This window comes from Kocuria sp. CPCC 205297, from assembly GCF_040981035.1.
GTDB classification, from domain to species: domain Bacteria; phylum Actinomycetota; class Actinomycetes; order Actinomycetales; family Micrococcaceae; genus Kocuria; species Kocuria marina.
This window is the reverse complement of record NZ_JAVKPY010000012.1, coordinates 58,057-69,437: the sequence shown is the minus strand read 5'-3', so window position 1 is coordinate 69,437 and position 11,381 is coordinate 58,057. Positions and strand designations below refer to the sequence as shown.

At 63.2% G+C, this 11,381-nt stretch carries 11 protein-coding genes; 5 read left to right on the top strand and 6 right to left on the bottom strand.

Going from position 1 to position 11,381, the window contains the following annotated elements:
• Positions 1–413 precede the first annotated feature (413 nt).
• Together RF650_RS11945 and RF650_RS11940 are read right to left on the bottom strand one after the other, a co-directional pair.
• A complete protein-coding gene (locus tag RF650_RS11945; RefSeq protein ID WP_368815031.1) occupies positions 414–839 on the bottom strand; it encodes a DJ-1/PfpI family protein in 426 nt (141 codons plus the stop codon).
• A 121-nt stretch (positions 840–960) separates the two neighbouring features.
• Positions 961–1,902 (bottom strand): DMT family transporter, encoded by a 942-nt coding sequence (locus RF650_RS11940; protein WP_368815030.1) that lies wholly within the window; start codon positions 1,900–1,902, stop codon positions 961–963.
• Between RF650_RS11940 and RF650_RS11935 the strand changes: the two genes are divergently transcribed.
• A complete protein-coding gene (locus tag RF650_RS11935) occupies positions 1,901–3,307 on the top strand; it encodes a PLP-dependent aminotransferase family protein (RefSeq protein ID WP_368815029.1) in 1,407 nt (468 codons plus the stop codon). The two genes, RF650_RS11940 and RF650_RS11935, sit on opposite strands and share 2 nt — an antisense overlap.
• A gap of 178 nt (positions 3,308–3,485) precedes the next feature.
• Here the strand turns inward: RF650_RS11935 and RF650_RS11930 are convergent, their stop codons facing one another.
• On the bottom strand, positions 3,486–4,046 hold the full coding sequence (locus RF650_RS11930) for a hypothetical protein (protein ID WP_368815028.1): 561 nt from the start codon (positions 4,044–4,046) through the stop codon (positions 3,486–3,488).
• A gap of 260 nt (positions 4,047–4,306) precedes the next feature.
• On the opposite strand from RF650_RS11930, the gene RF650_RS11925 reads away from it, so the two are divergent.
• Complete coding sequence (locus tag RF650_RS11925; RefSeq protein ID WP_368815027.1) at positions 4,307–5,086, top strand: formylglycine-generating enzyme family protein; 780 nt, start codon at positions 4,307–4,309, stop codon at positions 5,084–5,086.
• A gap of 28 nt (positions 5,087–5,114) precedes the next feature.
• On the opposite strand, the gene RF650_RS11920 is transcribed toward RF650_RS11925, so the two are convergent.
• From RF650_RS11920 to RF650_RS11910, 3 genes are all read right to left on the bottom strand, one after another.
• The gene (locus tag RF650_RS11920) at positions 5,115–5,564 is read right to left on the bottom strand and encodes a hypothetical protein (RefSeq protein WP_368815026.1); all 450 of its coding nucleotides are present in this window, start codon (positions 5,562–5,564) and stop codon (positions 5,115–5,117) included.
• 208 nt (positions 5,565–5,772) lie between these two features.
• Positions 5,773–6,667 (bottom strand): IS5 family transposase gene (locus tag RF650_RS11915; RefSeq protein WP_368815033.1). Its coding sequence is split into 2 segments (ribosomal slippage): positions 5,773–6,312 and positions 6,314–6,667, totalling 894 coding nucleotides; the frame shifts between segments, so codons are not numbered across the junction.
• Between the two features lie 699 nt (positions 6,668–7,366).
• Positions 7,367–8,125: an SDR family NAD(P)-dependent oxidoreductase gene (locus tag RF650_RS11910; protein WP_224356222.1), complete on the bottom strand. Its 759-nt coding sequence runs from the start codon at positions 8,123–8,125 to the stop codon at positions 7,367–7,369.
• A gap of 55 nt (positions 8,126–8,180) precedes the next feature.
• On the opposite strand from RF650_RS11910, the gene RF650_RS11905 reads away from it, so the two are divergent.
• The 3 genes from RF650_RS11905 (at position 8,181) to RF650_RS11895 (ending at position 10,937) form a co-directional block, all read left to right on the top strand.
• Positions 8,181–8,777, top strand: coding sequence for a TetR/AcrR family transcriptional regulator (locus RF650_RS11905; RefSeq protein WP_368815025.1), 597 nt, complete (start codon positions 8,181–8,183; stop codon positions 8,775–8,777).
• A gap of 103 nt (positions 8,778–8,880) precedes the next feature.
• On the top strand, positions 8,881–9,471 hold the full coding sequence (locus RF650_RS11900) for a cysteine hydrolase family protein (RefSeq protein ID WP_368815024.1): 591 nt from the start codon (positions 8,881–8,883) through the stop codon (positions 9,469–9,471).
• 434 nt (positions 9,472–9,905) lie between these two features.
• Positions 9,906–10,937 (top strand): hypothetical protein, encoded by a 1,032-nt coding sequence (locus RF650_RS11895; RefSeq protein ID WP_368815023.1) that lies wholly within the window; start codon positions 9,906–9,908, stop codon positions 10,935–10,937.
• Positions 10,938–11,381 lie beyond the last annotated feature (444 nt).

Genomic DNA, 11,381 nt, shown 5'->3' with positions numbered 1-11,381 from the left:
CCCGGAGTTGATCAATCCGGTGCGCGGTGAGCTGTTCGTGCGGCTCGACGAGGATTTGGGTGGCTGATGATGTCATAGTTCACAGAGTGCCCGATGCCCTGGAACTTCCGCACCCAAGATTGTTCGCCCGCCAGCCAGCACGCTCGGCGTGTAGCTCAAACGAAGGGTTCTGCACCACCGAGGCGAGCCGGTGGCTCAACCCGCCGTTTTTGCACCCCTCATGCGAGTCCGTGCACCGGGGCGAAGGGATCCACGGTGCTGTCGGTTTGCGGCTGGTACTCAGCACGGATGACAGCTGCCTCTCGAACGCCAGGCCCGAAGAGGCTGGCGATAAGCGCTGCCGTCATGTCCATTCCTGCCGCCACCCCAGAAGAGGTCCACCGGTCCCGGTCCTCGACCCAGCGGGCGTGAGGTTACCCCACATTGCGCCCAAAGGTGTAAGCCCAGGTAAAGGCCAGTTTGTTGCTGGTAGCTCGATACCCCTCTAGCAACCCCGCCGCTGCGAGGACGGCAGATCCGGTACAAACCGAGACCACGAGCTGGGAGTGCTCGCCCGTCTCAGCCAGCCAGGACAGGAAAGCACCATCGGTGACAAGTCGTCGTGTACCAGCTCCACCGGGCACGAGGACGATGTCCGGGGTTGCGAGCTGGGGATAGCTGAGGTCGGCCACGATCTGGGCGCCTTGGGAACTTCTGACCGGGCCTAGGTGCGGCCCCACGTAGTCCACCGCGACATGGGGCACGTGGCCGAGCAGTTCCACGGGGTCGAACACGTCCAGCAGCTCGAACCCCTCAAACATCACCACGCTCACCCGGCGTTTCCGTGGCAAGTCAGTCATGCCCACGAATCTACACAGACCACAGGAAAACCCGTCACATCAGAGGCACACCCGTCACATCAGAGGCACCGACCACCGCTTCTAGACCTCTCAGGCGAGTCCGGGTGCCTGGGCGAAGAGGTCAATGGTGCCGTTGTACCGGTTGTTTTGAGCGGGAACGGACCGCGGCAAGAGCACACACGATGACCGCGGCACCTCCCATGATCGTGGGAACAGTGATTCGCTCATGAAGAAGCACAGCAGCCCATGCAATGCTCAAGATTGGTTGCGCCAGTTGAATCTGGCTGACCTGTGCGATCGGCCCGATCGCAAGACCGCGATACCAGGCGACGAACCCCAAGAACATGCTCACCACGCACAAGTAGCCAAAGCTGACCCACTCACCCGCGGTGCCCGTCGGCGGGTGCGTCACAATCGCGTGCGCCGAAAGCGCTGCCATGATCGGAGCCGCTACCACCAGAGCCCAAGAGATTGTCTGCCAGGACCCCAGGCTCCGTGACAGAACCCCGCCCTCTGCGTATGCCACGGCACAGACGATCACGGCGGCGAACAGCAACCCGTCAGCGGGTCGCAGGTGTCCGAGACCCCCCGCATGCACGGCCGCGAAAATCACGGCAGCCACAGCCCCGGCAGCAGCCGAGCACCAGAACATCACAGAGGGTCGCTCTCGGGTGCGCAGCACGGACACCACGGCGGTTGTCGCGGGAAGAAACGCGATCACCACCGCACCGTGGCTCGCATGCGTTTGTGTCAGCGCGAATGACGTCAGCAGCGGAAATCCGAGCACAGCACCCAGTGCGACGACCCCGACGCTGACCCACTGGCGCCCACGTGGGCGCTGTGACTGTGTGACGAGCAACGCAAACGCGGCGATCACGGCCGCGACAACAGCCCGCGCGCTACCGACGAAAAGCGCCGACATGTGACCGCTCTCCACGGCGATACGCGTCAGTGGAACAGTGAAAGAAAACGCCAGGACGCCGAGAAATCCCCAATCGAGCCCCTGCCGGGAATGCGATAGCGGAGGGCGAACATAAAGAGTAGCGCTACTATGTGATGTCATGTACCAGAGTAGCAGTGAACGTATTGCGGCCGATGTAGAAACCTGGATTGCTTCGGCACCTCCTGGTGCGCAGTTGCCGTCGACGCGCGAGCTCGCCGCTCAACACGCAGCCAGCCCCGTGACGGTGCAATCGGCACTGAGATCACTTGTGGCGCGCGGTCTCATTGAAACCCGCTCAGGCGTGGGCGTGTTCGTCAGCGCGGATCGAGCAATCGGCCCACGCGACTACTCCTGGCAAACCGGCGTCATGGGAGCCTCCAGCACGGCAATCACAGAAACCTCAGTCGCCTTACGTCCCGCCCGCACCGACGCGATCTCCCTGCACTCGGGATACCCCGACCGTGACCTTCTCCCCGAGCGTCTGGTGCGTTCCGCTCTTACGCGTGCGGCACGAAGCGATGAAGCTCTGCGCCGGTCGGAATCGGCGGGGATGACAAACCTGCGTTCCTGGTTCGCCTCCGAACTCACCTCGCAAACACCTCCGCACCTGACCGCCCCGACAACCCACGATGTGATCGTGCTCCCCGGCAGCCAGCTCGGACTCGGCTCCCTGTTCCGCAGCATCGCCGGGCCCGGCGGGACATTGCTGATTGAGTCACCCACCTACTGGGGTGCCATCATCGCGGCACGACAGGTCGGGGTGAGACTGGTTCCCGTCCCCACCGGAACCGACGGACCCGATCTGGTCGCCTTGGAGCGGGCTTTCAAGGACACCGGGGCGAATGTTTTTTACGCGCAACCGAACTACGCGAACCCGACAGGCGCGCAGTGGAGTCCCTCGACCAGCGCCCGCGTCCTGGAGATGGTGCGTGATCACCGCGCCTTCCTCATCGAAGACGACTGGGCGCACGACTTCGGGATCACCACTGACGCCACCCCGTTAGCTACTCGCGATGACAGCGGGCACGTGATCTATCTGCGTTCACTCACCAAAAGTGTTTCACCGGCAATCCGCGTCGCCGCGGTCATCGCACGGGGCCCACTGCGCAGACGCCTCCTGGCGGACCTGCAAGCGCAGTCAATGTATGTCAGTGCTCTACTGCAAGCTGCGGCCCTAGAGGTGGTCAACGGGCCGGGGTGGCAAAACCACCGACGCACACTGCGCAAAAAGTTGCGCACCCGGCGTGACCTTCTCGTCAACGCGATCACAACCCACGTCCCGGACGCCACGATCGCAGCAGTGCCCCCAGGAGGACTGAACCTCTGGGTGCGTCTACCAGATGAGGTCGACCTCGATCGACTGGTCAAGGACACCGAATCCAAGGGACTCGTCGTTGCTGGTGGTGATGAGTGGTTCCCCGCTGAACCCGCCGGCCGCTATCTGCGCCTCAACTTCGCGGGCCCTGAACCAGCAGCCTACGAACAAGCCGCTGTCCTGCTCAACGAAGCACTCGCGCAGCAATAGAAGGTGCACGGATCGAACGGATCGATCCGAGAACGCCGGAACCACTACAACACCGGCAGAAGCATCAGTCCGCCAAACGGGACACTTTCCACCGTTTGTGCATCAACTACGCGACGGCTTTCACTCAGTGTGAGCAGGAGCCGTCATCGTTGCTGCGCATGTGCTCCGCGGAGCAGGGCTAGAAAGGCAGCTTGCCGTGATTCTGCGGAACGATGAGCAGGCCAACCACTTGATCCGTCTCGTCGAGTGCGACGCGTCCGACCAGCTCGCCTGCTTCGCACATCAGACGCGTGGCACCGATGACGGTGCCGATGATGTCTTCGTCCTCGCTGAGGACCGTGCCGTCGTGGAGCTCAACGTGGGTGTTCGTGAAACCCTCCAGGGATCCACATTCGGTCAATGCGTTGCGCCAGGCCTCTCCGATGCGCTGCGGAGTGAGCTGTTCGCGCACCTGCGGGTGGAGATGGGCCTGTACCGCCGTGTCATCCCCGCTGGCGATGAGGCGAAAAATCTCCTCGGTGAGTTGGCTGGCTTTGTCAATGCTGCGGTTTTTCATGATCTCCCCTGTTCGTGGATCGTGAGTAGTTCCGAACCTCTTGAAGGCGGCTTGCCGGGTCATGCCGAGCAGCTGCCCGATCTCCGCCCACGAGCGCCCTTCGCGACGTGCCGCAGTGACGGCATCGTGGAGACGGGCGCGGGCAAGGTCAACTGCTTGCTTAGCGTGGATGATGTCGTCCACACCCCTATGTAAACCAACGGTTGACGTATTTGTCAACCGTTGGTTTACACAGGGGTTTCTGTGGCGACGCACCGCTGCAGCTCCCACGAGGGTTCTGACCCCTCAGTCTGCGGCGGTAGCACAATCCACCGTTGTCGCATAGCCTGGCCGCATCGGAGGGGCGGGCGATACCGAATCAGATCATCGGTGGCTTCCTGTAACCCCAGCATTAATGAGTCCAACGGGGTGTTCCCGGCTTCGCTATCTGTCTAGGAAGTGTCATGCAGACGCTGGTTCCGATCCCCGGCGGGGACACGACCTTAAAGGACGCGCGACGGGGTACAGAGCGTATGGTGACGCTGCTGCCGTTCGATATCGGGGATACCCCGGTAAGCGCAGCGCAGTTCGCGGCAGGCCGTGTGGGCATCGAGGGACTTGATGGGGGCGATCTTCCAGCGGTGGGGGTTCGATGGCTGGATGCCGTGCAGTGGTGCAACGAAGCTTCGAGACACGACGGGTTCGAGCAGGCATACCGTGTCGATGGGGGCAGCATGCGATGGATCCCGGGCGCAGACGGGTATCGCTTGCCGACAGAGGCTGAATGGGTCCATGCCAGCCGAGGTAACGTTGCTGGGGCGCGTTACGGAAACCTCAGGGAGATTGCCTGGACAGCTTTGGATGAGATCTGCGGCCCTCAGCGCATGGGGTTGAAGGTTGCCAACGTCTACGGGGTCTACGACACTCTAGGAAACGTGTGGGAGTGGTGCTGGGATCGGTTAGATCCTGCGCGCTACGGTGACTACCGCTTATTCAAAGGCGGGGGCTGGGCCGACCCCGAGTGGTCTGTGCGGGTGGGCGTCCGGCGGGGCGACGCTCCGGACGCGCGGCTGGAAGATGTTGGGTTCCGAGTTGTTCGTGGGGCTGTCTCTACGGATGGGAACAGCGATGGTGGTCAAGGCTGGTCAGATCGAGTTGACCGGGAACGAGCATCTTTCCAGGGCATATGCCCGTTGGGGTGGACCCCGCTGGAACCCCGGGATTCCGCCCAAAAGCCACGCTAAGTTTCACGTGCAGAAGCGACCGTTTGAGCTACAGCGCCGCGTTCGCCGCCTCGACACGTCCTTGGAGGCGACGAACACCGTCCCGAATCATCGCGCCATACCCCTGCTCGGGCAGTCGTGCCACAGATTGCTGCGCCCGTACAACCTGATCTTCGGCGTCTTGGACGCGCCCAGCGCGAAGGTAATCATCACCAAGGTTAAGGTGCAAGCCCGGAGCGAATCCCCCTGTCGAGGGAACTCCGATGGCTGCGAGGCCACCGTCTTGGAGGTGTGTGAACTCCGTCAGGGCTTGCTCGTCCCAGCGAGTCTCGCTCTGAAGATTCTCCTGCTGGTCGGCCAGGTAGTGCGCCAACACGCACCGTTGGGCATGGTCTTCTTCGACCGTCTCATCCCAGCAATTTTCAAGAGCCGCCTTGGCGGCTTCGCTCTGACCGTTGACCGCTTGACCGACTGCTTCGAGGACTGGTTCCCAATTCATGCCCCCGACACTAGACGTGAGGAGGGACATGGCCGCAGATAGGTAGCTCAAACGACCGTTTACGGCACAGTGTCCGCGTCGGCGTTGGAGAGCCGCTCATTACGATGAGGTGGTGATGGATGACGTGCAGAGGGCCTACGACCGTCGGTCTGCCGAGTACGCGGAGTTGCTGGGGTCTATGGACGCCGTGCATCCCGCGGACCGCGCACTAGGGCGTGTCTCCTAATGCCTTGAGCCAGATGGTGATGGCGCGTAAGACCACGCCGCCGTGGTAGGTCAGGGCGAGCTTGTCGTAACGGGTAGCCAGGGCTCGCCACTGCTTGAAGACGTTGAAGGAGCGCTCCACGACGTTGCGCCGCTTGTAGGCCTCGGGGTCGTAAGAGACCGGGCGGCCGCCCTGGGCCCCTCGGCGGGCCCGGTTCGTGATCTGGTCGGCTCTCTCCGGGATCACCGCCTGGACGCCCTTGCGTCGCAGCAGCTCCCGGATGGCCCTCGAGGAGTAGGCCTTGTCGGCCAGGGCCCGCACCAGGGTGGTCCGAGGCCGGCCCCTGCCGGTGCGCGGCACGCGCAGCGCGTTCATCACCGGGCCAAACATCGGGGCGTCCCCGCCCTGGCCCGGCCCGAGCAACATCACCAGCGGACGCATGTTCCCGTCGCACAGGTGGTGGATCTTCGTGGACAGCCCGCCGCGGGAGCGGCCGATTGCGTGATCAGCAGGCTCCTGGCGCTGTTTCATGTAGTTCGCCGAGTCCCCCTGTGGTGCGGGGCAGATTCGTGGCGTGCTGATGGGCGCGGTTGATCGTGGAGTCGATCGAGACCTCCCAGTCGATCAGCCCCTGATGGTCGGCCCGGCCCAGCAACGCCGTGAGGATGGCATCCCAGGTCCCGTCGCCGCTGAACCGGCGATGGCGTTTCCACACCGTCTGCCACGGCCCGAAGCACGATGGCAGGTCCCGCCAGGCAATCCCGGTCCGGTAGCGGTAGATGATGCCCTCGACCACCATCCGGTGGTCACGGAACGGCCGGCCCGCTCCGTCCGGCCGGGGCATCAACGGCTCCACCAGCGCCCACTGCTCGTCGGTCAGCGATTCGGTCCGTGTCACCATCCCAGCGTTTCAGCCAGGGGCCGCACCCATTAGGAGACACGCCCTAAGGCCCCAGCGCCAACACCAGCTCACCGGGGCTGGCGCGAGCGGACCACGACCTCCGACTCCGGGTACGGACGATAGACAGCACCAGCAGGTGAAAGACGCTGCCGCGGATCCCTCCTACGTCGGGATCCTTGCCCTCGAAAACAAGGTCACGTTGACAGCCGTACCCCGACATCTCTGGGAGCGAAGGCAGCGAGGGCTCCGCTACCATCTCGCACCGGGATCGTGGTCCAGAACCACAGAGCACAGGAAATCATCGACGCCAGGAACATCCCCATCAGCAGGGAGACCGTCACCACCAGGTGCTGACCGTAACCACCTACCCAAAGGAACCACGACTCTCGAAGGCAAGGACGCTAGCGTCCGCGGCAGCACATCAAGGCCTAACCTCAGCTGACACCTGATCGCACATCAGTCCCGATCTTAATGTGAGCGTGAGGTGGTGAGTGATCATTCGGATAGACGCACAGAGTCACGCCACCGGGTAACGCCATCCCCGCCGCGGTCAGGCTGACGATGAACGGCCCGGCTCCACGAAACTCTCGGCTACCGCACCCAGCGAGCGTCGAAGCGGCCTACACTCTCCTGACGACGACCGCGCCCGCGGCCGTCTAACCACGGAACGAAACCCAGGGCGCTTCAGGGATGGCCTTAGAGTTGGGTCCCTCCCGTGGCGTCGAGGCTCTGTCCGGTCATCCATCGGCTGGAGTGACTGGCCAGGAAGGCAACGATGTCGGCGACGTCGTCAGGCTGACCGACCCTTCGCAGGGCCGCGGCGGCAGCGACTGCGTCACGGGCGCCGGGCTCGTTGATCCAGTCCGCATTGATGTCGGTGTCGATGACGCCCGGACGCACGGTGTTGACCGTAATGTCGCGCTCAGCGAGTTCGGCGGCGATGGCCCGAAACGCGGCTTCTAGACCGGCCTTGGATGCGGTGTATGCCACATGAGTGGGGGCGGCGATCCGGGCGAATCCGGAGGAGATCCCGATGACCCGACCATGGTCGTTGATGTGGTCGGACAAGTGATGGACAAGCATGAGAGGCGCTACGAGGTTCACGTTGACTACACGCGCGACTGTGCCCTCGTCCAACTCGCTTAGGGATTGCGCTCCGTTGATCCCGGCGTTGCTGACAAGCACATCCGTTCCACGTGCGTCGTGCCGTCGAACCTCGTCCCGCCAACGCGTCGCCAGGTGAGCAGCGCCGGCGGCACCTTCGGCGAGGTCCGCGCGAATGAGGACGCCGGACGCGCCGGCTTCATTGACTCGCTCGACCACTGCCTCCGCGGCAGTGCTGTCGCGGGCGTAGTGGATCCCCACCAGCGTGGCGCCCCCCTGTGCCAGTGCAACGGCGACGGCGGCACCTATACCGCGCGATCCTCCCGTGATCAATGCTGTTCGATGGTGCACACCTGCCTCCGTAGCGATCGTTACGTTACATGTATGCGGTACCGTAGCATTCACTATGGAACAGCCGATCAGCAAGCCGGGACGACCACGGTCATTCGACCCCGATCACGCGCTCCATGAAGCCCTGATGACCTTCTGGAGGTACGGGTACGAGGGCGCGAGCCTGTCACGACTGCAGGCGGCTATGGGGCTGACTGCGCCCGCCTTGTATCGGGCCTTCGGCTCGAAGGACGAGTTGTTCAAACAGGCTGTCGCGCAGTACCAGCGGCAGCATGGCTTTGGCATCCAGGAGGGGGTGCCGATCCGCGACGCGATCGGTGCATATCTCCGAACTGCGGCTCAAGAGTTTGCAACAGAGCCGGGCTTGGGCTGCCTCGTATCAACGGGTGTACTAGCCAGCGGGCCGGATGCCCAGGTGTCGGCAGCCGTGGTAAGAGCGGAGCGCGAGAAGGCCCTGAAGGATATCCGCGCTCGATTCCAAACGGGCGTACGCAGCGGCGAACTGCCCGGGCTGACAGATGTGGACGGTCTATCCCGAGCGATCGCCGCTGTGATCCAAGGCATGTCCGTACAGGCGCGCGATGGCGCGACAGAGAGAGACCTGAACCGACTAGGGGACGCCGCGCTTCGGATGCTTCCCGACTGCCGCTGACCATGAAACACCAATAGACATCCCCGGCCGGTACATCTAAGGCCGCAGATCTAATTCTTCTTTGTCGGCCCCTACTCGCAGTAGAACAAAAGGAAACTAGTAAATGAACACGCTCCAGAACCCAGCCCTGATCGTCGTCGACGTGCAGCGCGGCTTCGATGACGTCGAGTACTGGGGTTCACGAGACAACCCTGACTGCGAAACCAATATATCCAGCCTTCTCACGCATTGGCGGAATCGGTCCTGGCCGATCGTGTTCGTTCGTCACGACTCGACTAACCCAGAGTCGACCCTTGCAGTAGGCACTCCGGGAAACGAATTCAAGGAGGTCATCACCGGCGATCCTGATCTGCTGGTGAGCAAGACCGTGAACTCGAGCTTCCATGGCACCCCAGACCTTGACGACTGGCTCCGCGCAGAGGGGATCGAGCAAGTCGTCATCTGTGGGATCACCACGAACCACTGCTGCGAAACCACCGCGCGGATCGCTGGGAACCTTGGCTACGACACGTACTTCGCTATCGACGCGACCCACACGTTCGACCGTCCCGCGCTGGACGGCACCGTCCTGCCCGCGGCAACCGTCTCAGCAATGACTGCCGCGAACCTGCACGGCGAGTTCGCCACCGTGGTCTCCACGCGCACGCTCATTGACGGAAACTCGTATGCACCGCGCTATGAGCAGGAAAAGTAGCATCCTCGCCCTCAGTGGGTCGTGCCTGTCGACGAGCAACCCTCAGACCTCGTCGCTTCAAGTTCCTCACGGGGTGACCAGGGTTGGTGAGCAGACCAGAGGCCGCGCATCCAGCAACTGCCTAGACTGACGCTGTGGAGTCCCCATCCTTCTCTGGAGCTGCCGATTCCAGCTCGCCTGCGCGTTCGCCCGGGGGCGTGTCGACGCTCGGTTGGATGTCTCTGCTCGGTTCTCTGCTGGCGGGCGTCGCTCTTGACGCGACCGGTTTCCAGACCGTCCACGAGATCCTCAGCCGCTTCTAGGTGTACTGACCGGAGACGTTGATCGATGAGAGCTGCGGCGACGACACGGCCCGGGTGTGCCGAATCCGTTGGTCTGAGCCAATGCAATCGAACTCCAAACGGAAGCAGCGCTGGGGCGAGAGAAAATGGGGCATGGACCTGGTCGATCGAGAGCCCAATTTCTACCGCTCTCGGCTCACGCGCTGCGCCGCTTGTGGTCATGAGCAGAGCTTCTGTGACGACTGGTTCGAGCGCTGGTCCTATGCGGAAGAGGTCTGTCCGGGCTGTGGCGTTGACTGCACCCAGGAGAAGGCCACTCGAGTCGTTGTGGACCCCGCGGATCCCGCTCTGATCGATAGCGACGTGGTGGGGTTGTCGTGGTGGCACACTTCGACCCATCCCGACTGGCCCGCGAAGGACTTCGACCCCTCAGTGCGTTTGAACGAGCAGACCAAGCTCCGGATGGGCGGGGATGTCGGCGTGGCTCGCTGGGTGGCACGCCAGAGGGCAATAGCCCTGCACGTGGGAACTTACGAGGCAGCCATACACAACATGTTCCGACGCCTACGTGACCAGCACACAGCCGGTGAGCAATTCCACCTCTACCGCGTGCGTCTGCGTCGTGACGTCGTGGTGGCAGAGGGCTGCGGGCTTGAGCCCGTCGACTGGATGGGAGATGTGGCACTCGACACCGCCTGCCCCGGGAACATCGATGTGGCTCGCTACCTCAACGAGCACGAGGACCCCGGGAGCATTTCTCTGGCCTTGGGTCGGACAGCCATCGCATCTGTTCAACGCATCAGCCTCCCAACAGCCGCCATGCTGGCGCCCGTTTGGCACGCAGCAGCCGTCGATCATCTGCAGGCGGCCTCAGCGGAGCCCGTCGAAGTTGATCAGCCACACGATGCCTTGTCCCACATGCTCCGTCGGCTTCACGGGCCGACATTCACCTCCGAGCGCGAGCAAGTCCGGGGGGAGATTCTCACCGAGGTGACTGAGCACCTTCCAGGCAACATCCGAGAGTCGCTGCGTTCCGCCATCTTGAGCACAGTCTCGCCGGATCCTGAGGCATGGTGCGACATCTTGGCCGCCAACATTCAGTTGATCGACCATCCCGATGTCGTGATCCGAGCAGCCCGCCACGCTCCCGTCCGGACAGTCGAAGGGGACTCAGAAGGCCCGTAGAGACCCTGTCGCACCGAGGGGACCCCGGAGGCGATCACTGACACCTAACCCTACAAACGCTCAGAGGCTCTTGACGACGTCGCCCAACAGTCCAGGCAACCGCTCCAGAAACTTGAGATCTCAGGGACATCTTCACTGCCCGCCGCACCCGCAATCCCGGCTGCCACGCGCGAAAGATGAGGTGTGGCCAGCGCACAAGACGATCAGCTTCGATCAACGTCCCCGGTCAGTACATCTAGGGAGCACCATGTCCACCGCGTCCGTTTCCGCCGGCGCCCCCAGCGCTCATCGTGATCTTCTCCCTGCTGGCGGGTCGCAACGCGCCCAAGTCATGGACCAACAAGGCGCCCGTGAAGGACGTCTCCCCCGCCGACTGAGCGTTCCCCGCGTACCGGGACGCAGCGGCGTTGTCCGCCGTTCGCGTGAGCCCCGGGTCCGGACCTG

Bases quoted from the DNA above. Each gene is read 5' to 3' on its own strand.
- RF650_RS11945 (WP_368815031.1), bottom strand. From the start codon at position 839: ATGACTGACTTGCCACGGAAACGCCGGGTGAGCGTGGTGATGTTTGAG.
- RF650_RS11935 (WP_368815029.1), top strand. From the start codon at position 1,901: ATGTACCAGAGTAGCAGTGAACGTATTGCGGCCGATGTAGAAACCTGG.
- RF650_RS11940 (WP_368815030.1), bottom strand. From the start codon at position 1,902: ATGACATCACATAGTAGCGCTACTCTTTATGTTCGCCCTCCGCTATCG.
- RF650_RS11925 (WP_368815027.1), top strand. From the start codon at position 4,307: ATGCAGACGCTGGTTCCGATCCCCGGCGGGGACACGACCTTAAAGGAC.
- RF650_RS11920 (WP_368815026.1), bottom strand. From the start codon at position 5,564: ATGAATTGGGAACCAGTCCTCGAAGCAGTCGGTCAAGCGGTCAACGGT.
- RF650_RS11905 (WP_368815025.1), top strand. From the start codon at position 8,181: ATGGAACAGCCGATCAGCAAGCCGGGACGACCACGGTCATTCGACCCC.
- RF650_RS11900 (WP_368815024.1), top strand. From the start codon at position 8,881: ATGAACACGCTCCAGAACCCAGCCCTGATCGTCGTCGACGTGCAGCGC.
- RF650_RS11895 (WP_368815023.1), top strand. From the start codon at position 9,906: ATGGACCTGGTCGATCGAGAGCCCAATTTCTACCGCTCTCGGCTCACG.